Below are 25,611 nucleotides of genomic sequence, written 5' to 3' on the forward strand. Positions count from 1 at the left end.
AGCCGGGCCTCCGCAGCACACTGGCAACATACGCAGCATATTCGGCACATGCTGACCCGACTGCTTCCCCGTGTGGTGCCCACGGTGCTTCTGTGGGCAACCTTCGCCGCGCCCCTGGTGGCGCAGGCTCCGTTCCGCGCCGCCGACCTCGGTGGCCTCAAGCTCCGGTCCATCGGCCCCGCGTCCATGAGTGGCCGCGTCGTGGACATGGACGTCGTGGAATCGAACCCCTACACCATGTATGTGGCCGGTGCCACTGGTGGCCTGTGGCGCACCACCGACAACGGCATCACGTGGGCGTCCATCTTCGACGCGCCGGTGCACAGCATCGGTGATGTGGCCGTGTTTCAGCCCAACCCCCAGATCCTCTGGGTGGGCACCGGCGAGCGGGCCAACCGCCAGAGCGTGGGGTGGGGTGATGGGGTGTACAAGAGCACCGACGGTGGCAGGACGTGGGTGAACATGGGGCTGCGCACGAGCATGCACATCGGGCGCATCCAGCTGCACCCCACCAACCCCGATATCGCGTGGGTGGCGGCGCAGGGCAGCGTGTGGGGTGCCGGTGGCGAGCGTGGCTTGTACAAGACCACCGATGGCGGCCGCACGTGGACGCGCACGCTGCATGTGGACGACGAGACCGGCGTCACCGACGTGGCCCTCGACTGGAACGACCCGAGCGTGCTGTATGCGGCCAGCTATCAGCGGCGGCGCAGCGCGTATGGCTTCGATGGCGGCGGTCCCGGGAGCGCGCTCTGGAAGAGCACCGACGGCGGCAACACGTGGGCGAAGCTCACGGGCCGTGGGCTGCCGGAGGGCGAGTACGGGCGCATCGGCATTGCGATCTACCGCAAGAACCCGCGCATCGTGGTGATCAGCGTGGAGCAGGGCGCGCGCTACAACGCCAGCACGGCATACATCCAGCGCAAGGCCGGCGTGTACCGCAGTGAAGACGCCGGTGCCACGTGGACGTTCATGAGCGACTGGAACCCGCGCCCCATGTACGCGAGCCAGCCCACCATCGATCCGAACGACGACCAGCGCGTCTACATGCTGAACGCGTATTCGTTCAGCGACGACGGCGGCAAGACGTTCACCGCGCCGCGCACCACCACGCATGGGGACGACCGGTTCGTCTGGGTGAACCCGAAGGACAGCCGCCACGTCATCAAACTCGACGACGGCGGCATCGGCATCAGCTACGACCGCGGGCGCACGTTCCTGTTCGTGTCGTCGCTCCCGCTGTCGCAGTTTTATCGCGTGGCGGTGGACAACGCGGTGCCGTTCAATGTGTACGGCGGTCTGCAGGACAACGGTTGCTGGGTGGGGCCGAGCGCCAGCTGGACCACCAGTGGCATTCTCAACGAGCACTGGTCGCGCCTGTGCGGCGGCGATGGATTCTTCGTGGTGCCCAACCCGAAGAACCCACGCACCGTGTACTCGGCATCGCAGTTCCTCGGGCTGCAGAAGAACGACACGCGTACCTGGCAGGTGCAGGATCTGCGCCCGGGCGACAGTACGGGTCGCATCGGCGGACGTCGCAACTGGGAAACCTGGGGCAAGCCGGGGGCCACGCAGGTGCTGGGGAACGCCATGCACCCGGCCAACTGGGATGCCCCCATCGTGATCTCGCCGCACGACACCAACACGCTGTACGTGGGCATGCAGCATCTCTTCACGTCGAAGGACGGCGGGCGCACGTGGCAGAGCCTGGGGGACATGACGACCGGCGTGGACCGCAGCACGCTGCCGCTCATGGGGCGCACGCCGAGCGAGGCCACCCTGTCGCTCGACGACGGCGTGCCGTACTTCCCTGGCGTGACGGCGCTGGCCGAATCGCCGCTGGTGAAGGGACTGCTGTACGTGGGCACCGACGACGGCCGGCTGCGGGTGTCGCGCAACGGGGGGCTGTCGTGGACCGACGCGCAGTCCAAGCTCCCCGGTTTGCCGAAGGACGCGTGGTTCGCCGGTGTGGAACCCAGCCGCCACGCGGCCGGCACGGTGTACGTGGTGGTGGACAACCACCGCAGCAATGACCTGACCAACTACGTGTACCGCAGCACCGACTACGGGGTCACGTGGTCGCGTATCGAAGGCGACCTGCCGCCCAACCGGGTGGCGCGCACGATACGGGAGGATGTACGCAATCCGCGGCTGTTGTACCTCGCCACCGAGTTCGGCCTCTTCATCTCGCCCAACGGGGGAAGCCATTGGGTGTCATTGCGCGCCAACATGCCGCTCATGCCGTTCAACGACATTGCGCTGCACGCGCGCGACAACGCGCTGGTGCTGGGGTCCCACGCGCGCGGCGTGTGGGTGCTGGACCAGCTCAATGCGCTGCAGGAGCTCACCCCCGAGGTGACTGCCATGCCGGCGCAGCTTTTCAGCCTGCAGCCGGCGCATCAGATTCGCACCACCAACCTGCGTCCGCACACGGGCGACATGGTCTTCCGCGGTGAGAACCCCGCCAACGGGGCCCTCGTGGACTACTGGCTGCGCGACGACGGCACGAAGGTGGCGATTACCGTGCATGACAGCACGGGGCGGCTGGTTCAGTCGCTCGCACCGTCGGCTGCGCGCGGGCTGAACCGTGTGGTGTGGAACCTGCGCCATGCCGACCTGCCGGTGCGCAGCGGCGGGGGCGAGGACGACGACGAAGGGCCGCGGGCCACGACGCCGGGCCCGCTGGTGCTCCCGGGCACCTACACGGTGCGGCTCGTGCATGATGGCCGGACGCTCGAGCGGAAGGTGCTGGTGAAGGAAGACCCGCGTGTCACCGTGTCGCGTGCGGAGCGCATGGCATGGACCGCATTTCATCGCGATGTGGCAGGCACGCTTGGTGCCGTTGCCGAGGTGGCTGCCCGGGTTCGCGCGCTGAGCGGGACCGACGCGGCCACGCAAGACCTCAAGCGGCAGGCGGGCGAGCTGCAGTCCCGTCTGGCCACGCTCTACTCGGCCGTGGGGCGCTGGACGGGAACGCCCACCGCCGACCAGCGGTCGCAGCTGCGCTACTACAAGCGCATGGCGGCGGAAATCGGGGCACAGGCGGCGAGGTGAGCACGGCCGTCCGCAGGACACCCTGAGAACCGACCACCGAAACACCAGACTGCACACTCCCCTCGACTGCAGGCGATTTCGAGGGGAGTTTGTCGTTCGTAGATGCAGTTCCCGGTGCTCCGTCTGCTGGTGCATACCTCATCCGGTCATCCGGTTTCCGCCGCTGGCGCCATCCCCTCGATGGCTGCATGTTCGCGCACATGACCATCCTGTCCGTGAACATCATGTGGGCCATCGTCCTTTTCGGTGTGCTGCTGTGGACCACGGCCTGTGTGGTGCTCAACGCCGCGCTGCGCAAAGGCATGGGGATCATGGGGCTCGCGCTCAGCTACGGCGTGTTGGTGTGGATGCTTGTCGATGTGCCGCTCCGCGAAGCTCTCGTCACCTGGGGCGTGTTTGCCGCGTTCGGTGGATTGCTGACGGTGATGTACGAGCTGTGGGCGCGGCGCAAGTACGCGGGGAGCGGGCGTACCTCGCGCCCCCTGGTGCGCCTCGGGGGGGTGTTTCTGTGGCCCGCGATGGTGCCGGACGCGGTGGGGCTGATGCTGAATGACCTCGGCATCATTCCGGCGGACGAACGGAGTGAGACGCACGAGGAGGACGCGCGGAAGATCACGGGGGAGATGCGGGCCGTGGAGGTCGAGCGGCCGGTTTCGTCGCGGGCGACTTAACGGCAGACGGCAGACGGCAGGAACGACAGCACGCAGTAAGCAGGAATGCGGAAGAACGGGCGCGCCGCGAAGCGGTCGCGCCCGATTTCCATTGCGGTAGGGAAATCGGCGGCGGCGCTTCGCGCCGACCGCCGCTTTCCATATTCCTCCCGTCTGCGTGCTGTCGTTCCTGCCGTCTGCCGTCTGCTGTTGTCGAGACGCTGCGGTACACCAGTAAATTGCCGCCCATGCTCCACCTGTGGTCCTCCTCCCGCTACGCCATCGACCTCCCCGACGGCCACCGCTTCCCCATGGCCAAGTACGCCCTGCTGCGAGAGGGGGTGTTGCGCGAGGGCTTGGTGCCGCCCGAGCGCCTGCACGACCCGGCGCCGGCCTCGCTCGACGACCTGCTGCGCGTACACACGCCGGCGTACGTGTCCCACATCGTGCACGGCACGCTGCCGTACGCCGAACAGCGTCGCATCGGCCTGCCGTGGAGCGAGGCCTTCGTGGAGCGTGCCTTCCGGGTGGTGCAGGGCACCATCGAGGCCAGCGAGGCCGCCCTGCAGTACGGGGTGGCCATGAATCTCGCCGGCGGTACGCACCACGCCTTCCCTGACCGCGGCGAGGGCTTCTGCACTTTCAATGACGTGGCCGTGGCGGTGCGCCGCCTGCAGGCACTGGGCCGGGTGCGCCGCGTGGCCATCGTGGACCTCGACGTGCACCAGGGGAACGGCACGCACGGCTGCTTTGCCGGCGACCCCGACGTCTACACGTTCAGCATGCACGGCGCCAAGAACTTCCCCTTCCACAAGGTGCCCGGTACCCGCGATGTCGAGCTGGCCGACGGCACCGGTGATGACGAGTACCTCGACCTGCTGCAGCGGCATCTCCCCGAGGTGCTGCGCGCATCACACCCCGACCTCGTGGTGTACCTGAGTGGCGCCGACCCGCACGAAGGAGACCGGCTGGGCCGGCTTCGACTCACCTTCGACGGGCTCATGAGTCGCGACCGCTTCGTGATCGGCAGCTGCCGCGACGTGGGGATCCCCGTGTGTACCACCATGAGTGGCGGCTATGGCCGTGACGTGCACGACACGGTGGCCGTGCACCTCAACACGGTACGGGTGCTGCGGGCCTTTGCTGCCGGGTGAGCCGCTGGCGCTCCGGGGCGATAGCTTTGTGGGGGTATTTCTCACCTCAGCGCACTCTGGGAGCTCCTATGCGTGATTCCATCCTGCGGCGCAGCGCCGCGGTTCTGCTTCCCCTGGTCCTTGCCGCCAGCGCCGCCGGTGCGCAGGGGCAGGTCTACCGGTCATCAGCCCACGACTACCGCGTGGTGAAGGTCGTCGACGGGCTCGTGAACCCGTGGGGCATGGCGTTCCTCCCCAACGGGGACCTGCTGGTGACGGAGCGGGGCGGGCGGCTGCGCATCGTGCGCGGTGGCGCGCTCGTGGCCACACCGGTGGCCGGCGTGCCGGCCGTGGTGGCGGCTGGGCAGGGCGGCCTGCTCGACGTGGCGCTGCACCCGCAGTTCGCCACGAACCGGCTGGTGTACCTCACCTACTCCAAGCAGATGCCCGGTGGCTCGACCACGGCGCTGCATCTGGCGCGCTTCGAGAACGATGCGCTGGTGGGAGGCAAGGACATCTTCATCGCCGAATCGAAGGGGCGACCGGGCCACTTCGGTTCGCGCATCACCTTCGACAAGTCGGGGCACCTGTTCATCAGCGTGGGCGACCGGCAGATCGCGCCCGAGGGCGACCTGACGAAACACCCCGCGCAGGACCTGTCCAATCACCACGGCAAGATCATCCGGCTCGACCTCGACGGCAGTGTACCGACGGACAATCCGTTCGCCAGGCAGGCCGGCGCGAAGCCGGAGATCTGGAGCTACGGGCATCGCAATCCGCAGGGGCTGCTGGTGCACCCGGTCACGGGCGATCTGTGGGAAGTGGAGCACGGTCCGCAGGGCGGCGACGAGCTGAACCTGGTGGAGCCCGGCAAGAACTACGGGTGGCCCGTCGTGGGCTTTGGCGTGAACTACGGTCCCGGCAAGGCCATTCATGCCAGCACCATGGCGCCGGGCATGGAAAACGCGAAGCATGTATGGGTGCCGTCCATCGCCACGTCGGGGCTGCTGGTGTACACCGGCAGCAAGTTCCCCGAGTGGAAGGGGAGCGTCTTCGTGGGCGGGCTCGCGGGGATGCGCGTGGCGCGTCTCACGCTCGACGGACAGAAGGCGGAACTGGCCGACAATCTCGTGAAGGGGATGGGCCGCATCCGTGATGTGCGCCAGGGGCCTGATGGCTTCATCTATCTCGCAGTGGACGACGCGCAGGGCAAGCCAACCCCCGTGGTGCGGCTCGAGCCGGTGGCGCGCAAGTAATGCGTGAGTGGCGAAGGGGTCGCCGCCGCGGTGCGCTGTTGCGCATCGCGGCGGTGTGCGTTTCTGCTGCGGGGCTGAGTGCCGCGGTCACGGCCTGCGACACGCGGGGCAACCGCTTCGGCACCGTGGCCACGGCCGCGGCGTCGAGGGGTAATGCCGATCGCCCCGGCTGGACGCTTGCCTGGTACGACGAGTTCAACGACACGACCCTTGATGCCACCAGGTGGGCGGCCGAAGAGGGTAACGGCTTCTGGAACGCCGACAGCAGTGCGTACGTGAGCGGCTGGGGCAACGACGAACTGCAGTGCTACACCACGTCGCCCGCCAACGTGCGGGTACAGGACGGCGCGCTCCGCATCATCGCCCGGCGGGAGTCCGTGCCCAACGTGTCGTCGCGTGACAGCACCGATCGCTGCGCGTACTCGTCGGCGCGCCTCAAGACGCGGGCGCACGACGGGCGCGAGCTGTTCGCGCAGCAGTACGGGCGCATCGAGTTCCGCGCGCGACTCCCCGAAGGACAGGGGCTGTGGCCAGCGCTGTGGCTGCTGCCGCTGCGCGACCGCTACGGTACCTGGGCCGCGAGCGGCGAGATCGACGTCATGGAAGCGCGCGGCCAGAACCCGCAGGTGGTGCTGGGCACGCTGCATTACGGCGGCCAGTGGCCGAACAACGTGCACACCGGCATGGACTACACGCTGCCGAACACGGGCCGCATCAGCGACTGGCACGTCTACGGCATCGAGTGGAGCCCCAGGCGCATCGCGTGGTTCGTGGACGACTCGCTCTACCAGACGCAGACCGACTGGTACAGCGGCACCGACAGCACGCAGAAGGGCAAGGGAACGGCACCCTTCGATCAACCTTTCTACCTCGTCATGAACCTCGCCATCGGTGGCCGATTCCTGGGCTCACCCGACAGCACGACAACATTCCCCGGCGAGATGCAGGTGGATTGGGTGAGGGCGTACGGCAAACGGCAGGAGCGTTGAGTACCACAGCGTAAAGCGTTGCCGCCTAGATCAGCGGCGGCTCCATCCCCAGGTCTTCCCACTCTTCCTTCGCCGGTCCGTAGACGCCCGGCACACGAAGGCCGGCTTGGCGCATCAGTACCGTCATCTGCCCTCGATGATGAATCTGGTGGCTCATCAGTGCCGCCAGCGTCATCGCCTTGGTCCACGTGAATCCGTACATGTCGTCGGTCGTGGTGAGGGTGAGATCGGTCCACTTGGCCTTGATCTCTTCCACGAGGGACAACGCCGCCGACGCGTAGCCGTGCGCAATCTCCACTGCGGTCGACGGCACCTCTTCGTGTTCGCCCACGCCGCCCACGGCGAGCCCCGTCTTGTTCATCATCTCGGGAATGGTCTGCGCGATGTGCCAAGCGAGCCGGCCGAGGTTACGCCCCCCCGGATACATCGGCTGCGAGAGTGACGCGTCGGTGAGCGCGTCCATGAGCTTCTGCGTGTCCGCACTTTCGAATGCCCAGTGCGAGAGGAATTCTTCGAGGGTGTGATACATGGCGGGCAGCTCGGAAGGGGGTGGGAAGAACCGGGGTGCAGCCAAGTTCCCGCCGTCGTTGGCACCCGACAAGGGTGAAGTTGACGCCCCGGTGGAACTTCGCGGCGGCCTCATCACTACTTGGGAAGGACCATCACTGGGAACATTGGACCACGGGGATGAGGAGCGAGGTGGATGCGGCGATCCGTGCGGCTGGGTGGGATGGTAGCGATTGGCATGATGTTGCTTGGCGCAACGACGCTGGGGGCGTTGCGGCTTGATGATCCGGTGCCCGGGTTCGCCGCCCGTCGGGGCGAGGTCGCGTCGGTCACGCGAGACGAGGCCACCGTTGAGGAGGGGCATCGGATCGAAGCGGTGACCGTGCGGTCCACCAGCGGCGTCACCGTGCCGATGCTGGTGAAGCGCCCGCTGGCCGACTCCGCCGCGCCATTGGTCCTCATTCTCGGCGGCCATGCCACGGGGCGCGATGCGGCGCGCCTCATTCCCGATACCCGCGGGCGGGTGGTGGTGGCGCTGTCGTACCCGTACACGGGGCCGCACCGCATGAAAGGGCTGGAAATCCTCAAGTGGGCACCGGACATCCGGCAGGCGCTGCACGATACGCCGCCGGCCATTCAGCTGGCGCTCGACTGGCTCCTGCAGCAGCCGTGGGTGAATGCGCGCGAGGTGCACGGCGTGGGCGCCAGCCTGGGCACCCCCTTCATGACCGTGGCGGCGGCACTCGACCCGCGCATCACGCACGTGTGGAGCGTGCACGGCGCGGGACGGACCCGCGATCTGCTGGCACACAATGCGCAGGAGTCGATGCCGGCGTTGTTTGCGCCGCTGGCGGGGACGCTGGCCGACGTGATCGTGGGTGGTCCCTATCTCACGCCGGAGAAGTGGGTACAGCGGGTGGCGCCGCGTCCGTACACCATGCTCAACGCCACGGAAGACGAGCGCCTGCCTCGCCCGGCCATCGAGGCGCTGTACGCGGCGGCCAGTGAGCCGAAAGCGATCGTGTGGTTCCCCGGCAAGCACGTCCAGCCCAATCGTCCGGAGATCGTGCGCGCGCTCGTGACGACGGTGCTCACGCGGATGGAGAAGGATACGGGACGAATGACAACGGCCGACGATTGACTCGTCGGCCGTTGTCAGAAAAACCGGCGATGATCAGGCGTGCGACGCCCAGCTGGTCTCCCCCTTGGTGTACGGGAGGCACGGCTCGTACTTGCCCGGCGTCTCCTTGTAGCGCATCGCCTTCGTGTAGCCGATCTCGCTGGTGAAGAAGCCCAGCAGGGCGAGCTCCTTCATCATGCGGAAGTAGTGCTGCGGCTCGTCGGGCTTGCGCGTCTTCTGGAAGGCGTGCTGCTCCTGGTCGAGCGTCGTGAGCACCGCCGTCCGCTGCTCCGGCGTGGCCTGCATGAAGCCGGTCTGGTGCGCCGCCTTGCACGCCTCCTCCAGCTTGGCCATCCCCTCGCGAAAGATCTTCTGATCGGCCGGCGTGTAGGTGTCGGTGACCATGAGCGCCATGAAGGGGCCCGTCGCCGCGGCCTTGGCGCCCGGTGACTTGGCCGTGGACGGCAGAATGGTGTCGGCCACCTCGTCGAGGAACTGCTGGTCGGCCACGCTGAACTCGCCAATGGCGGCCGGCCCGGTGGCCCCGGCCTGCGCACTGTCGGTGGCCGCCGGACGGTCGCCCGCGCAGGCGGTGAGCAGCTGGCTGCCGCCCACGAAGGCCACACCGCCCAGCAACATGCTCACGCGGCGGATCGCTTCGCGGCGATCGATCCCGGACATGCGTTCGAAGTCGGTCATGCGCGCGATCTCCTTACAGTTCGCGGCGCTTGAGCGCGTTCACGGCAAACTCCGCCGCCCGCGCCGTCAACGCCATGTAGGTGAGCGAGGGATTCACCGCCGCCGCCGACGTCATGCACGACCCGTCGGTCACGAACACGTTGGGTGCATCCCACACCTGGTTGTTGCCGTTCAGCACCGACGTCTTCGGGTCGCGCCCCATGCGCGCCGTCCCCATCTCGTGAATCCCCATGCCGGGCGCATAGCCGCCGTCGTACGTCTTCACGTCCTTCACGCCGCTGCTCTCCAGCATCTCCGCCATCTCGATGGTCATGTCCTTGCGCATCAGCCGCTCGTTCTCCTTGATCTCGCAGTCGATCTTGAGCACGGGCAGCCCCCACTTGTCGGTCTTGGTCTCGTCGATGCTGATCCTGTTGCTGTGGTCGGGGAGCATCTCGCCGAATGCGGTGGCGCCAATGGTCCACTCGCCCGGCTGCGCCATCTCGTCCTTGAAGTCGCCTCCAATCCCCAGTTCCGCCACGGCGCGCCCCCACCCTTCGCGGCTGGCACTGCCCTGATAGCCGAAGCCGCGCAGGTACGGACGCTTGTCGCCGAACAGGTTCTGCCAGCGCGGGATGTAGAAGCCCGTGGGACGACGGCCGTAGTAGTACTTGTCGTCGAATCCTTCGAGACGACCGCCCGCGCCGAGGCGGAAATGGTGGTCCATGAGGTTGTGCCCGAGTTCACCGCTCGAGCTGCCGAGCCCCTCGGGCCAGATGTCACGCGCCGAGCGCATGAGCAGCCAGGTGCTGTTGAGCGTCGACGCGCAGAGGAAGAAGATCTTGGCCTTGTATTCGGTGGCCTCCTTCGTGACCGCGTCCACCACACGCACGCCGCTCACCTTCTTGGTGTTCTTGTCGTACACGAGCTCGTGCACGATGCTGTTCACCTTGAGGGTGAGATTGCCCGTCTTCTGCGCGGCCGGCAGCGTGCTGGACTGCGTGCTGAAGTACGCGCCGAAGATGCACCCCAACCAGCAGGCATCGCGCGTCTGGCACTGTCCGCGGCCGGGGAGCGGCTGCGTGAGGTTGGCGCTGCGACCAATGATGAGGTGGCGCTTGCCACCGTAGGTCTTCTTGATCCGCTCGGCCACATGCTGCTCGCCGCAGTTGAGCGCGAACCCCGGAAGGAACTCGCTGTCGGGCAGCTGCGGCAGATTCTCGCGCGTCCCCTGAATGCCGGCATGCTTCTCCACGTAGGAGTACCACGGCGCGATGTCGCGGTAGCGGATGGGCCAGTCCACCGCGAGCCCCTCCTTGGCGTTCGCTTCGAAGTCGAAGTCGCTCCAGCGGTAGCTCTGGCGTCCCCACATGAGCGAGCGGCCGCCCAGGTGGTACCCGCGGTACCAGTCGAAACGCTTCACCTCGGTGTACGGGCTGTCCTTGTCGTTGGCCCAGTAGTCGAGGTTCTTCTCGTTCAGCGGGTAGTCGCGCTTCAGCACCGGATAGTCGGCTTCCATCTGCTTCGTGCGTCCGCCGCGGTGCGGATATTCCCACGGGCCCTTGGTGGCGTTCTTGTAGCCGGTGATGTGGTCGATGTTGTGACCACGCTCCAGTAGCAGGACCTTGAGCCCCTTTTCGGTGAGTTCCTTGGCGGCCCAACCGCCCGAAATGCCGGAGCCCACGACAATCGCGTCGAACTCCGTCGTCTGTGCAGCCTGCACTGCGCCTCCTGTTCGCGGCCCGGGAGAGAGGGGCCAATCGGTGCCTGTCCGGCGAGGTGGGAAGGTGCGCCGGGGTCGCCGGTGTTCGTACCCGGCGTTCACCCCAAATAGTGCAGGGTGGCACAGAGTCACGCGAGGGGTGTTTCGGAAACAGCGCGGCGGACGCAGCTTGGGAGATGATCACGCCCCTCTCGCTTCGCCCCGCTCGCGCTGCCGTGCGTCCCAGTCGGTTGCGCTTTTCCGCCGTCAGGCTGACCGCCCTCATGGCGACTGCCCTCGTGACGACCGCCTGCAGCGCGTCCCGTCCCACCCCGATACCGGACCCGGTGTTCATCCATCCGGACGGTCCGCCGGTCAACCCCTTTTCCCCAGCCGTGCGGGTCGGTGATCTGGTCTTCGTCTCCGGCACCCTCGGCACCACCGGCACGGGACTCACCCTGGTGCCCGGCGGCATTCAGCCCGAGACCCGGCAGGTGATGGAGAACATCAAGCGCACGCTGGCGGCGGCGGGGCTTGGCATGGATCGGCTCGTGAAGTGCACGGCGTACCTGGCCGACCTCACGGAGTGGCCGGCGATGAACGAGGTCTACCGGTCGTACTTCACCAACGGCCGCTTCCCGGCGCGTGCGGCGGTGCAGGCCACGTTGCTGAACGGCGCGCGCGTGGAACTGGAGTGCCTCGCCGCGGCACGTTGAGCGCTGTGCGCTGAACGCCGCCGGCGGTCAGTCGCCCAGCGCAGCCAGGTCACGCGTGACGCGCTGCACGATGAGCTGCGCGCCCAGCTGATCGGCGGCGGTCAGCGCACGGTGCAGTTCGGCCGCCACGGCCGAGCGTTCCGCCCCTTCGGCGCGCAGCACGTGGGCCCGGATGCGATGCAGCTCGGGGATCCAGACGATCTCGCCGGTGCTGCTCGCATTCCCCAGCCCCTCGTCCACCGCCTGCCGGGCATCACTCACGCGGCCGGCCTCCAGATAGCCTTCGGCCAGAAATCCCTGGTACTCGGACACACTGGCCAGACACCGGAACATGGTGAGCGCGCCCACCGTGGCCTCCAGCGTCGCAATGCCGGCGTCGAGCTCGCCCACGGCGATCTGCGCCCGCCCGAGATACGCGGCCGTCCACAGGCGCTCCGAGGCCACGCCGTACTCCTCGCACACGTGCAGCGCTTCCGCCGCCACGCGCAGCGCTTCGTCGGGACGCTCGGCGGCCAGTTCGAACTCGGCAACGTGCAGCGCCCCGTGGGCGCGTTCGCGCGGATCCTTGGAGACCCGCACGTCGGCCAGCATGCGATCGAAGATCGCGCGCGCCCCTGCGATGTCGCCCGCCATCCAGTGCGCCCGCCCCGCCTGACAGCGGCTCAGCAGCAGCGGGTCGGAGCCCACGATGGCCTGGATGCCCGCGCGCATGGCCGGTGTGGTGAGCGCCTCCGCGCGCGCCTGCGACTCGCGCGACAGCTGCAGGCGTCCGCGGAAGAACGCGGCCCCCGACAGGGCGCTCGACGCCGTGGACTGCAGCATCACATCCCCGGCGGCATCGGCGATGTCGATCATCTGTTCGGCGTATTCGTAGGCGCGAATGAACTGTCCGCTGGCGATGTGGTACACCACCATGCCCCAGAGCACCGGAATGAGCTGCGGCGCATTCCCCGATGCCTTCGACAGCTCGTGCGCCCGGTGCATCTGCTCGAACGTCTCGGGGGCGTGGAAGCCGCGTGTCACCACGTTGGTGAAGCCCAGCGATACCCGCAGCCCGATCTCCAGCGTGGTTTTCGCCTCGCCGTCGGGGAGCAGGGCAATCTGGGCGAGGCCGCGCGACGCCAGCTCGGCAGACTCGGTGTAGGCAAACTTCTCGCCGGCGCGCATGGCGCCCACGGCGAAATACCCCGACGACTTGGCGGGATGACGCGCCGTCTCCCAGAGGACGGCCAGATCGGCCGCCACCTCGGTGGCGCGCGCCCCGTACCGTGCTTCCAGCGCGCTCGCCACCTGGGTGGCCAGCTGCACGCGGCGTGTCCCCTGAAGCGCCTGATACAGCGCGTTCTGATAGAGCACGTGCACGAAGCGATGCCGCACCGACAACGCGCCGTCGGGCAGGTCGTGCTCCGCCACCGGGCGCACGAAGGCGTACACCTTGTCGAGGGTCGTGAGCCGCTCCTCCACATCGGCCTGTTCCATGTGCAGCACGTCGGCCAGCACGGTGGAATCGAAGAGGAAGCCCTGCACGCTCGCCACGGTCAGCAGTCGGCGGTCGCTCTCTTCCAGCTGTTCGATCTTGCGCTGGATCATGCCGCGCACCGAGGGCGGCAGGTCGCGCTCCACTTCGGGGAGTCCGCGCGTGAGCTGCCAGGCGCCCGCGAAATCGGCCAGCGCGCCACGGGAGCCCAGCCAGCGCAGCAGGTCCACGAGGAACAGCGGGCTGCCATCGGTCTTGTGGTGCAGCAGCCGCGCGAAGGTGGGAGGAAAGCGATGTCCCGGATAGCGTCGGTCGAGCAGCTCCTGCACATCGTCCGCATCGAGCAGGCCGAGGGCAATGGACTCGCTGAGGCCGCGCGCCTGCAGGTCGAGCAGCGACGCCATGAACGGGTGTCGCGAGAGCCGCATCTCCGATTCGCGGAGGGTAGTGATGACGAGCAGTGGCAGGTCGTCGACACGCGACCCGAGGTACGACAGCATGTCAACCGTGGCGCTGTCGGCCCAGTGCAGATCCTCGAGCACGATCGCCAGCGGATGCGCGCGCGCCGTTGCGTCGATGAACCCGAGCAACTCGCGCTTCATGCGCTCCGGCGACGCGGCCTGCAGCCCCGGCGCTGCGCCGTCGACCCCGGTGGCGTGGGCGGGGTCGGAATCCCCCACCTCGCGGTGCCAGGTCGGGGCATGGCGGCGCAGGAGCGCCGCAATGTCCCCCGACGGGTCGGCGCGCATGGCCGACTCGATGGCCTCGAGGATGGGGAGGAAGGCTTCGGTGCCGGCGAGGCGTTCCGAGCATCGCCCCCGCGCCACGACGACGCCGGTGCTGTCGGCGATTTCCGCCAGGCAGGCCTCCACGAACGTGGTCTTGCCCACGCCCGGCTCGCCGCTCACCACCAGCAACGAACCACGCCCGCTGCTGGCTCGCTGCCAGGCATCCATGAACAGGGCCCGATCAGTGCGACGCCCCACCACCACGGTCGTGCGCGCGCCCACGCCGGTGCCGCGCCGTGGGGCCGCTGCCGACGTGGCGACTGCGTCCGATCCGGTGCCGGGCAGCGTGGGGGCGAAGATCGTCGTTGGTCCCCCGGGAGGCGTCGCCGCCAGAGTGCCGGTGGTGTCCCGAACGGCGAGCGTCAGGCCGCCACTGTCCAGTCCGGTACCGGTCAGGGCGCCGAGGGCGAGGGCCACATCAACCGCCGTGGGTCGGTCTGCCGGTTCCTTGGCGAGCATGCCATGCACCAGCCTCGCCATGGCCACCGGCAACTGCGGGCGCAGCTGCTGCAGCGGAACGGGATCCTTGGTAATGATCGCGCCCAGGGTCCCCGCCGACGAGCTGCCGCGGGGGTTGAACGGGTGCGACGCCGCCAGCAGCTCGTACAGCACCACGCCCAGGCCGAAGACGTCGGAGGGGGCTGCCACGGGGTCACCGGACGCCTGCTCCGGGGACAGGTAGCGCAGCGTACCCATGATCACGCCGGTCTTCGTGTGCGAGGCGTCGGCCTCGATGGGCCCACTGCGCTCGAAGAGGCGCGCCAGCCCGAAGTCGAGCACCTTGAGGTACCCGTCGTCGCGCAACATCAGGTTCTCGGGCTTGATGTCGCGGTGTACGATGCGTGCGTCGTGCGCGACCGCCAGCGCCTGCGCGGCCTGGGCGCCCAGGCGCGCCACGGTGCTCACGTCGAGCGGCTCGCGGTACGTGGCGAGGGTATGCCCGCGCACCAGCTCCATGGCGATGTACAGCCCGCGCTCCCCGCGGCCGATGTCGTACACTGTGACGACGTTGGGATGATTGAGCGCGCTGGCTGCGCGCGCCTCACGGAGGAAGCGCTCGGTGGCCTCGGGGTCGCTGACGCGCGCCATCGGCAGCACCTTGAGCGCCAGCTCGCGCCCCAGCCGCGTGTCCCGTGCGCGGTACACTTCGCCCATGCCACCGGCGCCGAGGCGCTCGGTGATCTCGAAATGGTCGACGGTGGTGCCGGGAAGCATCGGAGCGAAGCGGGACGGGGGTACGTCAGACGGTGAGATGCGGGTGCATCACCCGTACATAACCACGGGCAAGCGGATAGAGGAATTGCTGGAGGCGATTGTAGCGATAGAAATCCCGCAGGAGTCGCTCGGCACCGCGCCACCGGAGGGCCGCCATGGGGGCGCGATACCGTCCGTGTCGTCCCACCTCCCACAGGAAGCGGTTCACGACACCACCCTTGATGAACCCCTCGAATTGGGCCGCCGCCGCACGGGCGAAGTCGTCCCCAGCCAGGATGCTGTTGGCGGCCAGCACGCCCGACCGCAGCGCCGCCCGCAGTCCGAACGCCCAGAGAAAGTCCTGCAGCCCCGCGGCCTCCCCCACCACGAGCGCCCCGCCTTCGCGCCAGTGCGGCCGGCCGGAGAAGTGCACCCAGCCCCCCACGGGGCGCTCCTCCTCGCGGCGTACTGGCCAGCGCTCGAGCAGCAGGCGGCGCGCCTCGGCCAGACATTGGTGCACCCGGCGGAAACTCGACCAGAGTGACGTGCACAGGCACCCTTCGCCATTGCTCACCAGCAGGTAGCTGTACCCCTTGAGCCCGGCGGCGTCGTTGAGGAGCGCCACCGCCAGGTCTGGCGCGTCGGTCTTGAAGACGAAGCCACGGCAGACGGCGTATGGCCGCCGCTGACGCGGGCCGGTGGCAATGATGTCGGCCGCGGCAGGATCGAGCGACTCGCCGAAACGGAGGGTCACCCCTGCCGCCAGCGCCTGGCGCTTGAGCGACTGGTCGATGCTGTCGGCCATCGTACCGCGACGCACGACATAGAACGCCGGCTGCGAGAACTCGTGCAGGTCGGCGCGGTTTCCATTGAACTGGAAGCCGCGGGTAAAGCCGCGATGGGCGAAGTCCGCCTCCAGCCCTGCGTCGCGCAACTCGTCGAGTACGCTACGGTCACTGGAGAACGACTCCAGCCCCTGCAGGTCGCCCCCGAAGCGCGCTCCGCAATCCTCGCGACGCTCAAAGAGCTCCACCGGCCGCCCGGCTCGTGCCAACGTGATCGCGGCGGCGAGCCCCGACGGGCCAGCACCGGCAATGCGAATAAGTGACATGGACAAGCGGGGAAGGGAGACCTTCGCATAACTTAGCGCGTCCCTCAGCCCCGCAGCGATGACCTTACCCCACGACGCGCTCCCTCCCCGCCCACCGGTCACCGCCGCCGACTGGCAGGACCGTGGCTCGGCATTCCTGCGTTTCCTGTCCACGCAGGGGGTACCGGCAGCCGACGCGTTCGTGCGGGAGGACGGCAAACTGCCGTACCGCGATGTGCATCGGTTCTTCGGGGCCATCAATCCCGATCCGACGCTGGGTGGCCGGGATCTCGCGGCCCAGCAGCGGCGCGACCTCGGCCTGCCCGCCGAGCCCATCCCCAACTCGCTGGCCGATGCACTTGCGGAGATTCGCGCGCTCGACGAGCAGCACGTGTCGCGTGCGCTGGCTGCGCTCGCCACCTACGTGCAGGAATCGCTGCACTTCTGCGAGGCGTGCGATCAGCCGCAGTTCCCGCCGTGGGTCAACCGGTCGTTGATCCTGCGCGGGCAGCGCGCCTTCATGACGCGCCTGCTGCCCAGCACCATCGTGCTGCTCTGCAAATCGCTCCCGGAGGCCTATGCCGCGCCACGCCCATCGGCGGTGCTCAATCTGTCGCGGCAACTGGCGAGCCTGCCGTATCACCGACTGCTCGGGACGTTGCAGCTGCTGGTGACGGTGTCCACCCCCCACAGTTTCGAGGGGCCGTGGTTTCCGGCGTTCGTGGCGGCCGAGGAGATGCAGCTGCTGCACGCGGGAGTCCGGTCGAACGTGGCGCCGCGCATGGGCGCGGTGGTCACCGGACCGGTGGACCGCACGCTCGACGCGTGGACCGGGGCCGACGACTATGTGCTCTGGGGGGGCTACGAGGCCTTTCGCGCCGGGTGGCCGCATGCCGATGATCGCCCGGGCGCCGAGGCCGGCCCACAGCAGGTCGTGAGTCAGGCGGACATGCTCGCCACCATCATCGCCTTCTCGCTGCTGGTGGTGGATGGCCTGCGTGATCTCGGGGTGCCCTTCAACGAGGGCGACGACGAAGCGTTCTGGCACCTCTGGCGCGTCTTCGCGCTCTTCAAGGGCATTCATCCGCCCGGGCAGCCCATGAGCGACGCGTGGCTCCCTCGTACGCTGGTGGAGGCACGCGCCTTCTGGGAGGCGTACCGCGCCGAGTACTATGCCCCGCCGATTCGCTGGAGCACGCCCGATTGGCAGGAGCGGGCGCGGCGCGACAATCCTGCGGGGCATGCGCTCACCTCGTCACATCTCGTCATGCTCGCGCGCTTCCTGCACGCGGTGCTGCCGTTGCCGGTCACGATGGGCTGGTGCCTCAAGGTGGCCCGCTGGTTCGTGTCCCGCCTGTGCGGCGAGGAGGGCGCCGCCCGCATTGGTGTTCCCAAGGTGCGTCTGTGGCCGTGGGAGCGGGCCGCCATCGAACATCTCCCGCGCGCCATCACCAGGTGGATGGAGCGCTTCGACGTGGGCATTCAGGTCGCGTTCGGCCGCTGGGCGCTCACTCGGCTCATCGGGCGGGTCTACGGCAGCCGGGTCATCTTCCCCATTCCGCACACCGTCGACGATCTCAAGCGCTTCGTGGAGACCACACAACTCAAGGGGCAGCGGTTCGCCCAACGGGTGGACGGTACCTGACGGCCCCGTCCACCCGCATCATTCCTCGCCGGCCACGGCGTCGATGTTGTAGCCCAGTGTGCGGAGCCTGCTGCTGATATCCTTCTTCTCGACCGCCTTCAGGTACGCTTCCTCGGGTTCGATGGTCTTGCTCTTCACGAGGCCGAGCAGGGCGTCGTTGAGCGTCTCCATCCCCAGCTTCTTCTGCGTCTGGATGATGTTGGGGATCTGCACCGTCTTCCCCTCGCGGATGAGCGCACTCACCGCCCTGTTCACCAGCAGGATCTCGCGCGCGGCGACGCGCCCGCCGCCGATCTTCTTGCACAGCGTCTGAGAAACCACGCCCTTGAGCGACTCGGCCAGCATGATGCGGATCTGTTCCTGCCGGTCGGCGGGGAACTGGTCCACGATGCGGTTGATCGTGCCCGCGGCGGTGCTGGTGTGCAGTGTGCCGAAGACGAGGTGTCCCGTCTCCGCCGTTTCGAGCGCGATGGCGATGGTCTCGAGGTCGCGCAGCTCACCCACGAGGATGATGTCGGGGTCCTCGCGCAGGGCGGCCCGCAGGGCACTCTTGAACGATTGCGTGTGCACCCCCACCTGCCGCTGCGTGATGAGGGACTTCTTGCTTTCGTGCACGAACTCGATGGGGTCTTCGATCGTGATGATGTGATCGGAGCGCGTGCGGTTGATGAGGTCGACCAGGGCGCAGAGCGTGGTGGACTTGCCGGAGCCGGTGGGGCCGGTGACGAGCACGAGGCCCTTGCTGAGTTGGCAGAGCGCCTGCACCTCGGGGGAGATCCCCAACTGCTCCACGGTGACCGTGGTTGTGGCAACGGTTCGGATGACTGCCGCGGTGCCATGCCGGTCGCGCAGTACGTTCACGCGGAAACGGGAGACCCCCTCGATCTCGTGCGCGAAATCGGTGTCCCAGTTCTGGTCGAACTCGGTCCGGTTCTTCTCGGGCATGATGGCGCGCATCATGCCACTGACCATCTCGTCGGTCAGCGCCACCTCGTCCTCGAGGCGCAGCAAGTCGCCGCCGAGGCGGAAGATGGGGGGCTCGCCCACGCGCAGGTGCAGATCGGCAGCGCCCCGCGACACCTGGATGCGCAACAGCGTCTCGAGCGTGGCCCGCGCGTCGTCCGGAGTGGCGAGCGCCCCGAAGGCGGTGTCGGTGGCGCGCTTGCGGATCGTGGTGCTTTGGGCGCCTGCGGTGGGCGTGCCGGTGGCATCACGGTCGGCCCAGCGGCGAATGAGGATGCGCGTGAGCGCGGGATCCTCGTCCTGCTGGATGAGCCACTGCTTGTCGTTGAACTGGTACAGGAAGCGGATCCCTGTACCCGCAATGATGGCGGGGCGGCTTTCGGGGGTCGCCAGTTCGCTCACCAGCGCCAGGACCTGCGACTGGGTGAGCACCTGAGTGCTCACTTGCTGCAGCCCATTCGGAGTCACACACCGGATGGGTGCGTCGCTCTCGAGGAGAATCTGCGACGCCGCGCCCGATTCCAGGCGCGGCAGGATCTTGTCGAGTTGGGGCACGTGGCAGCTGGCAAAGGTCCACCGGTTCCACCGTCTCAGACCGTTACGTCGGCGGAACGATCGGCGTGGCATCGGAAGGACGAGCGGGCCCCCGTCGGGGAAACGGGCAGGGGGAACGGCCAGCGTGAGCGCTGGGGGCGTGGCGTTGGGGAGAGCGCGGGCGAGTTACGGGCTTGAAGACGGCGGTTGGCAGGAACCACAGTGGGCAGACGGCAGGGACGTGGAAGAACAACACGGCGGCGTGCGCTGCGCGCCGCCGCCGATGTCCCGACCGCAAAGGAAATGGGGCGCCCTGCGAAGCAGTGGCGCCCGTCTTCTTCGACCAAACTCCTGCCGTCTGCCCACTGTGGTTCCTGCGGGCTGCCGTCTGCCGTTCAGCTCACACCACCCCTCAGAACAGCGGCCACATCGCCGCCGTGCACACCGTGCCCAGCGCCGTCATGACGGTGCGCACCCGCCCATTCCACGCCGGCAGCAGCCCGGCGCGCGACGCCTGGAGGTCCCACGCCAGCTGGCCGGCCGACGACAGCAGCAGCAGCCCCAGTGCGACCGGTGGTGCGGTGCGCGGTACCAGGGCGAACATCCCCAGCACCGACGGTACCGCCGACAGCACCAGTCGCCGCAGATCGGGGCGGTCCGGGGCCCGCACCAGCTCGGCGCCCCAGCGGGCTCCGCCGAGAAACGTGAGGGTGAGCGCCGAATAGACCAGGAACACCGTCTTGGCGGATTCGGCGTGGGCCGGCACCCCGTAGGCGAGCGCCAGACAGGTGAGAAACGGCAGCAGCCCCGAAAGACTGATCAACCAGATCGCGCGTGAAGGCATGGCAACACCATGGCGTACTCGGGGACCGCGCGGTAGTCTCTCGGCCATGCCTTCCACCGCCACCCGCCTGTCCGTTTTCACGGAATCCGTCATTCGCGGCACCACCCGCCTCGCGAACCAGTACGGCGCCATCAACCTCTCCCAGGGGTTCCCCGACTTCGATCCCCCCGCGGTGCTGCTGGAGGGGCTCGAGCGCGCCACGCGCGGTCCCTTTCACCAGTATGCCGTCACCTGGGGCGCCCCGCGTTTCCGGCAGGCGCTGGCGAAGAAGATCAGCCACTTCAGCGGACTCGACGTCGATCCCGACCAGCATCTGGTCGTGACGTGCGGCAGCACGGAGGCGATGATGTGCGCGATGATGACGGCCTGCAATCCGGGGGACAAGGTCATCATCTTCTCGCCGTTCTACGAGAACTACGCCGCCGACGCCATTCTCTCGGGGGCGGAGCCGATCTACGTACCGCTGCATCCGCCCGGCTTCGGTTTCGACGAGGACGACCTCAAGCGGGCGTTCGCGCAGCACCCGAAGGCGATCGTCATCTGCAATCCCTCGAATCCGAGCGGCAAGGTGTTCACGCGCGAGGAGCTGCTCACCATTCTGCGCTACGCCGAGCAGTACGACACCTGGGTCATCACCGACGAGCCGTACGAGCACATCATCTACGCGCCGCACGAGCACGTGTACTTCAACACGCTGCCCGGCGCCTTCGAGCGCACGATCACGGTGAACTCGCTGTCGAAGACGTACTCCATTACCGGGTGGCGCCTGGGCTACGTGCACGCGCCGGCGCGCGTGATCAACCAGGCGAAGAAGGTGCATGACTTCCTGACCGTGGGGGCCGCAGCGCCGCTCATGGAGGCCGCCGTGGGCGCGCTCGAACTCCCACCGTCGTACTACGAGGGACTCACCACGCTGTACACGGCCAAGCGCGAGCTCTTTCTCGACATGCTGCGCACCACCGGGCTGCCCTTCACGGAGCCGCAGGGCGCGTACTATGTGATGGTGGACATCAGCGCGCTGGGGTTCGCCGATGACACCGCCGCGAGTGAATGGCTCATTCGCGAGGTGGGAGTGGCCGGGGTACCCGGATCGAGCTTCTTCCGCGAGCCGGTGAAGCATCTCATCCGGTTCCACTTCGCCAAGCGGGAGGAGACGCTGCGGGCGGCCGGTGAGCGACTGGGCTCCCTCGCCGTGCGCGCGAACGCGGGACGCTGACCGCCGGTGTCCTGACAGCCCTGACCGATCTCGCCGTGTCTGCGCCGGCCGGCTCGGCCGAACGGGCCAGGCCGTACCATCAGGCTATGTCAGGAGGAATGCTTGTCATGCCCGCCGACAGGTCGGACACCTGGCGTCCCAGCGAATCAGGAGGGTTTGGTGTTGCCGGCGGATCGCGGGGATCTGTCCGGCCAGTGGGCGCGTGGCGGGCTGCCCCTGTCTTCGATACGACATGGCCGCCGGTGAGGCGGTGACGCTGCCCATCACGCTGGACGCGGTTTGCGCGCAGCAGGACAGACCGCGCGCCGCCAGCACCCCGCGAAAGTCGTAGCTCGTCCCGTAGCCCGCATCGGCCAGCACGACCCGTGGACCCACGCCCCACGCGAGCACTGCATCCAGCGCCTCGAGGGCCAAGGTGATCCTGGTCGGGTAGCACACGTCCTCGGGGACGCGGGCCTGCCCGCGGCGCGCCGGATCGTCGATCCAGTCCTCGGGCAGATACAGGGGCCACGTTGGCGGAAGGCTGGTCGTCTCGGTGCCGAAATGCACGCTGACCACCACCTGGCAATTGGCGGTCTTGCCGAGTGCCCCGCAGTACTGCCGCGCACCGACTCGCCCGCATGCATCTGCCGCTCGGTACGCCCGAGCAATGGCGTCAGCGTTTCCGGAAAGCGGCATGGTCGCCCATCAGCAGCGTGCAGGGCCGTGGTGTCCATGCGCCGCAGCACGACCAACCCGCAAGGAAGGCAATGGGAACCTCACCCGGCAGTACTAGCGGGGGGCTGCGGGTACCGGCCCTACCACCGCCCCCGTTTCCACCGGAGCGGTGGCGGAGCAGTACAGGGCGAGCAACACCAGCGCCATGAAGGCGGTCATGAGGTACTTGGCGGTGCGCATGCGCCAAGTATGCCACGTCAGCGCGCGTCGAGGAATGACCCGGTGGCAATCCGGTAGGAGTCACCATGCCGCTGTCGCGTGGGCCTGCGCTGCACAAAGAGCAGCCCGCGGCAGTCGCGCGACAGCGTGGAGTGGAAGGCATCGTGCACGACGGTCGCGGCAGGGCCCAGATTGCGCGGCGGCAACGACGTGGCGGCGCGGTGCTGACTCACGTATAGGTCCCCCGGACCGTAGCCACCCGGACGGAGAGGGGTGAAGACCAGCGTGCGCCCGTCCACCGAAATCTCGGAATTGAAGTCCCACGCGTGCTGAAGGGCAGCGTCGGTGGTGACGGCGTGCTGTTTACCGCACCGTCCAATGCCTCACGCGGCGAGAAACCGGCACTGCACCGCTCGGCACGGCAGATGTCGAAGTGCTTCCCCGGCTGCGGGAAGAACGGGCCGTTGGCGAAGCACAGTGTGCCGTCGGCGCTGGCCGCGTTGAGGGCGTTGAGGAGGAAATGCGGGTACAACGGCGCCTTCAGTTGCGACGGCTCGGACTGCGCCAGCAACTCCTCCCGCAGCCGCATGGCGTGCGCATAGGCCACCCAGTGTGCCGCGCCCAGCACCAACGGGAAGAGGAGCAGGTCGTTTGCCGCGCTGGTCGGGCTTCGCGAGAGGGCGAACCGGTGACATTGAGGGGTAAACGGCGGGTATGCGTGTCTATTCAGCCACAAGAAGGGGTTGGCTGCGTGCAAGAATATGGAAAACGCTAAGACCTCGTTAGGGGTGGCAACCGGGACTACTTGGTCCTAACCGATTCCGTACACTGTCTGATCCATGCACGAGTCCCTCCCTTCGTTCGCGGCGCACCTGTCAGGCGAACGACGTACCCTGCTCACCGTAGTCATCCCCACGCTGAACGAGGCGGATCGCCTTCCCGACTGCCTGGCGTCGGTCGCCTGGGCATCGGAGATCATCGTGGTGGATGCTGGCTCGGCCGACGAGACCGTCACTGTCGCCAGGAAGGCCGGCGCCGTGGTCATCTCTATGCGGGGGGGCACCATTGGGGAGCAAAAGAACGCCGGAATCGCGGCGGCCTCCACGCGGTGGATCCTCTCGATCGACGCCGATGAACGCGTGACGCCCGCGCTGCGAGCCTCCATCGAAGAGGCCGTGCGTACGCCGACGGCGGAGGCCTACCGCCTGCATCTGCGCAATCACTACCTGGGCGCCGTGTACATGCGGGGCAGTTGGGGACGTGACCGGCACGTGCGGCTGTATCCCTCCACGTGCCGCTGGAGCGCTCACCAGGTGCACGAGAAGCTCGAGGGGGTGGGGACCGTGCAGGACCTGTCCGGGTTCCTCGAGCACGAGTCGTACCGCGATCTTTCGCATCAGCTGCGCAAGGCGGTCACGTACGCCGAGTGGGGGGCGGCTGATCTGCAGACCACGAATCGCCGCATCACGGTGGCCACGCTGGTGGGCCGGCCGCTGTGGCGATTCCTGAAAACGTACCTTCTGCAGGGCATGTGGCGCGACGGGACGCGTGGCTTCGTCTTTTGCGCCGTGCATGCCTGGGCCTGTTTCTCCAAGTACGCCGTGGTGTGGGATCAGCAGCGCCAGCGGGCGTTGGGGCTGCCGCTCGAGCGGGCGGTCGGCGAACCACCGCAGGTACCGGCGGCACCGTCCCGTGCTGCCGCGCCGGTCACGGTGCCGTCGGCGGCATCCGTATCCTCGGCTGCATAACACTGCCACGTGCGTGTCCCCATCCTGTGTTACCATCGGGTCGAAGTGCCGCCGGCCTCGGCCACGCGTGACACCAACTTCGTTACCCCCGCATGCTTCGCCGAGCACCTCGCGGCGTTGGCGGCATGGGGATTCACGGGGATCACCGTCTCCGACCTGCTGGCCTGGCAACGTGGTGAACGTGCGCTGCCTGCACGCAGTATCGCCATCACCTTCGACGACGCCTACGCCAGCGTCGTGTCGAATGCCCTGCCGCTGCTTGCCCAGCGAGGGTGGCGGTGCACCCTCTTCGCGGTCACGGCCCATCTGGGCGGCACCAACGCCTGGGATCCAGGCGCGCCGCGGGCGACCCTGCTCGATGCGGCCGCGCTGCGGGACGCGCGGTCGCACGGCCATGACGTGGGTGCCCATTCGCGGCACCACCGGCGATTGCGTGGGTTGGCCGCGGCGGACTGTCACGAGCAGTTGGTCGAGGCGCGCGCGGAACTCGAGCAGGCGCTGGGCGCCCCGTGCGAAAGCGTGGCCTTCCCGTACGGTTCGCACGATCGGGTGACCCTCGCCCAGGTGGAACAGGCCGGGTACCGCGGTGCGTGCACTCTCAAACGATGGGCTAACGGCCGGCGCACCAATCCGCTGCGTCTCGGTCGCATGAGCGTGGGAGGGCCACTTCCCGCGTGGATGCTGATGGGCAAGCTCGCCAAAATGTTCGCCACTCCGGCGTTTCGATAACCTCTTCCCTCCGTTTCGTCATGACCTCGCGCACTTCTGATGGCCCCTCTGATCCCTCCATTGGCCAGGATCCGTCGGCATTGCCCTTCACCGCCCGCATGGCGCGGGGGCTTCGGCGCGCCGTCGGCCTCGATCGCGAGACGCGCTGGAACCGCGAGTATGCCGAGGGCGGCTGGGACTGGCTGCGCAACCTCGATGAGCTCGCCCATCACTGTGTGCTGGCGGGCTACGTCGCGTACCTCAAGCCCGGCGGTCGTGTGCTTGATGTGGGGTGCGGCGAGGGGGTCTTCCAGGAGCAGCTGCGCGGGGCCGCGGGGGCGTACCTGGGCGTCGACTTCGAAGAGCCGGTGAAGAAGGCACAGCACAAGGTGACCGACACCACCCGTTTCGTCGTGGGCGACATGAACGAGTTCACCACCACGGAGCAGTTCGACGCGGTCGTGTTCAACGAAAGCATCTACTACCTGCACGACCTCATGGCCGGGCTGCAGCGGTACGAGCGCTTTCTCGCGCCCGACGGGGTGCTGCTCATCTCCATGCACGGCAAGGAGCGCAACGATACGCTGTGGGAGCAGATCGACGCCCGTTACACGGTGCTCGACGCCGTCACCATGCAGAATCGTCGCGGGGTGAAGTGGACCACGAAGGCGCTGGTGCCGCCCACCAGCACGTTCACCCTGCCGCCGCAGGCCCCCTGACGCG

General features: G+C 68.0%; 23 protein-coding genes. 12 read left to right on the forward strand and 11 right to left on the reverse strand.

The window, feature by feature from the left end:
* Positions 1–48 precede the first annotated feature (48 nt).
* From LW840_RS15390 to LW840_RS15410, 5 genes are all read left to right on the forward strand, one after another.
* Positions 49–3,054 carry a sialidase family protein gene (locus tag LW840_RS15390; protein WP_291266495.1) on the forward strand — a complete coding sequence of 1,002 codons (3,006 nt, stop codon included), beginning with the start codon at positions 49–51 and terminating at the stop codon, positions 3,052–3,054.
* Positions 3,055–3,254: 200 nt separating this feature from the next.
* Entirely contained in the window at positions 3,255–3,725 is a 471-nt protein-coding gene (locus LW840_RS15395; RefSeq protein ID WP_291266494.1) for a hypothetical protein, read from the forward strand.
* Positions 3,726–3,952: 227 nt separating this feature from the next.
* Positions 3,953–4,858 carry a histone deacetylase gene (locus LW840_RS15400; RefSeq protein ID WP_291266493.1) on the forward strand — a complete coding sequence of 302 codons (906 nt, stop codon included), beginning with the start codon at positions 3,953–3,955 and terminating at the stop codon, positions 4,856–4,858.
* 68 nt (positions 4,859–4,926) lie between these two features.
* The gene (locus LW840_RS15405; protein ID WP_291260096.1) at positions 4,927–6,093 is read left to right on the forward strand and encodes a PQQ-dependent sugar dehydrogenase; all 1,167 of its coding nucleotides are present in this window, start codon (positions 4,927–4,929) and stop codon (positions 6,091–6,093) included.
* Between the two features lie 53 nt (positions 6,094–6,146).
* A complete protein-coding gene (locus tag LW840_RS15410) occupies positions 6,147–7,082 on the forward strand; it encodes a glycoside hydrolase family 16 protein (protein WP_291266492.1) in 936 nt (311 codons plus the stop codon).
* 25 nt (positions 7,083–7,107) lie between these two features.
* Here LW840_RS15410 and LW840_RS15415 read toward each other — a convergent pair whose 3' ends face one another.
* Positions 7,108–7,611 (reverse strand): DinB family protein, encoded by a 504-nt coding sequence (locus LW840_RS15415; RefSeq protein WP_291260094.1) that lies wholly within the window; start codon positions 7,609–7,611, stop codon positions 7,108–7,110.
* 216 nt (positions 7,612–7,827) lie between these two features.
* Here LW840_RS15415 and LW840_RS15420 point away from each other — a divergent pair, with 216 nt between their 5' ends.
* Positions 7,828–8,730 carry a hypothetical protein gene (locus LW840_RS15420; protein ID WP_291277312.1) on the forward strand — a complete coding sequence of 301 codons (903 nt, stop codon included), beginning with the start codon at positions 7,828–7,830 and terminating at the stop codon, positions 8,728–8,730.
* Positions 8,731–8,763: 33 nt separating this feature from the next.
* On the opposite strand, the gene LW840_RS15425 is transcribed toward LW840_RS15420, so the two are convergent.
* Positions 8,764–9,408, reverse strand: coding sequence for a gluconate 2-dehydrogenase subunit 3 family protein (locus LW840_RS15425; RefSeq protein WP_291266401.1), 645 nt, complete (start codon positions 9,406–9,408; stop codon positions 8,764–8,766).
* Between the two features lie 13 nt (positions 9,409–9,421).
* Entirely contained in the window at positions 9,422–11,110 is a 1,689-nt protein-coding gene (locus tag LW840_RS15430) for a GMC family oxidoreductase (RefSeq protein WP_291266400.1), read from the reverse strand.
* A gap of 176 nt (positions 11,111–11,286) precedes the next feature.
* Between LW840_RS15430 and LW840_RS15435 the strand changes: the two genes are divergently transcribed.
* Complete coding sequence (locus LW840_RS15435; protein WP_291266399.1) at positions 11,287–11,805, forward strand: RidA family protein; 519 nt, start codon at positions 11,287–11,289, stop codon at positions 11,803–11,805.
* Positions 11,806–11,832: 27 nt separating this feature from the next.
* Here the strand turns inward: LW840_RS15435 and LW840_RS15440 are convergent, their stop codons facing one another.
* Both LW840_RS15440 and LW840_RS15445 read right to left on the reverse strand, forming a co-directional pair.
* On the reverse strand, positions 11,833–15,285 hold the full coding sequence (locus LW840_RS15440) for an AAA family ATPase (protein ID WP_291277313.1): 3,453 nt from the start codon (positions 15,283–15,285) through the stop codon (positions 11,833–11,835).
* A gap of 25 nt (positions 15,286–15,310) precedes the next feature.
* The gene (locus tag LW840_RS15445) at positions 15,311–16,375 is read right to left on the reverse strand and encodes an NAD(P)-binding protein (protein WP_291277318.1); all 1,065 of its coding nucleotides are present in this window, start codon (positions 16,373–16,375) and stop codon (positions 15,311–15,313) included.
* Positions 16,376–16,433: 58 nt separating this feature from the next.
* Here LW840_RS15445 and LW840_RS15450 point away from each other — a divergent pair, with 58 nt between their 5' ends.
* Positions 16,434–17,999, forward strand: a complete 1,566-nt coding sequence (locus LW840_RS15450; protein WP_291266397.1) for an oxygenase MpaB family protein — start codon at positions 16,434–16,436, stop codon at positions 17,997–17,999.
* A gap of 18 nt (positions 18,000–18,017) precedes the next feature.
* Here LW840_RS15450 and LW840_RS15455 read toward each other — a convergent pair whose 3' ends face one another.
* A complete protein-coding gene (locus LW840_RS15455; RefSeq protein ID WP_291277314.1) occupies positions 18,018–19,517 on the reverse strand; it encodes a type IV pilus twitching motility protein PilT in 1,500 nt (499 codons plus the stop codon).
* Positions 19,518–19,908: 391 nt separating this feature from the next.
* Entirely contained in the window at positions 19,909–20,340 is a 432-nt protein-coding gene (locus tag LW840_RS15460; RefSeq protein WP_291260086.1) for a DUF3429 domain-containing protein, read from the reverse strand.
* Positions 20,341–20,386: 46 nt separating this feature from the next.
* On the opposite strand from LW840_RS15460, the gene LW840_RS15465 reads away from it, so the two are divergent.
* The gene (locus tag LW840_RS15465) at positions 20,387–21,556 is read left to right on the forward strand and encodes an aminotransferase class I/II-fold pyridoxal phosphate-dependent enzyme (RefSeq protein WP_291266395.1); all 1,170 of its coding nucleotides are present in this window, start codon (positions 20,387–20,389) and stop codon (positions 21,554–21,556) included.
* 105 nt (positions 21,557–21,661) lie between these two features.
* Here LW840_RS15465 and LW840_RS15470 read toward each other — a convergent pair whose 3' ends face one another.
* From LW840_RS15470 to LW840_RS15485, 4 genes are all read right to left on the reverse strand, one after another.
* Positions 21,662–22,234 (reverse strand): transposase, encoded by a 573-nt coding sequence (locus tag LW840_RS15470; RefSeq protein WP_291277315.1) that lies wholly within the window; start codon positions 22,232–22,234, stop codon positions 21,662–21,664.
* A 93-nt stretch (positions 22,235–22,327) separates the two neighbouring features.
* Positions 22,328–22,453, reverse strand: a complete 126-nt coding sequence (locus LW840_RS15475; RefSeq protein WP_291273335.1) for a hypothetical protein — start codon at positions 22,451–22,453, stop codon at positions 22,328–22,330.
* 17 nt (positions 22,454–22,470) lie between these two features.
* A complete protein-coding gene (locus LW840_RS15480; protein ID WP_291266392.1) occupies positions 22,471–22,665 on the reverse strand; it encodes a hypothetical protein in 195 nt (64 codons plus the stop codon).
* Positions 22,662–23,060, reverse strand: a complete 399-nt coding sequence (locus LW840_RS15485; RefSeq protein WP_291266391.1) for a hypothetical protein — start codon at positions 23,058–23,060, stop codon at positions 22,662–22,664. Before LW840_RS15485 ends, LW840_RS15480 begins: the two co-directional genes overlap by 4 nt.
* A 211-nt stretch (positions 23,061–23,271) precedes the next feature.
* Here LW840_RS15485 and LW840_RS15490 point away from each other — a divergent pair, with 211 nt between their 5' ends.
* From LW840_RS15490 to LW840_RS15500, 3 genes are read left to right on the forward strand one after another with little or no spacing between them, the layout of a single operon-like run.
* The gene (locus LW840_RS15490) at positions 23,272–24,180 is read left to right on the forward strand and encodes a glycosyltransferase family 2 protein (RefSeq protein WP_291277316.1); all 909 of its coding nucleotides are present in this window, start codon (positions 23,272–23,274) and stop codon (positions 24,178–24,180) included.
* A gap of 9 nt (positions 24,181–24,189) precedes the next feature.
* Positions 24,190–24,909 carry a polysaccharide deacetylase family protein gene (locus LW840_RS15495; RefSeq protein WP_291266389.1) on the forward strand — a complete coding sequence of 240 codons (720 nt, stop codon included), beginning with the start codon at positions 24,190–24,192 and terminating at the stop codon, positions 24,907–24,909.
* Between the two features lie 20 nt (positions 24,910–24,929).
* On the forward strand, positions 24,930–25,607 hold the full coding sequence (locus LW840_RS15500; protein ID WP_291266388.1) for a class I SAM-dependent methyltransferase: 678 nt from the start codon (positions 24,930–24,932) through the stop codon (positions 25,605–25,607).
* Positions 25,608–25,611: the final 4 nt, after the last annotated feature.

Origin of the sequence: Gemmatimonas sp., assembly GCF_021298855.1 — a bacterium.
Lineage (GTDB): Bacteria > Gemmatimonadota > Gemmatimonadetes > Gemmatimonadales > Gemmatimonadaceae > Gemmatimonas.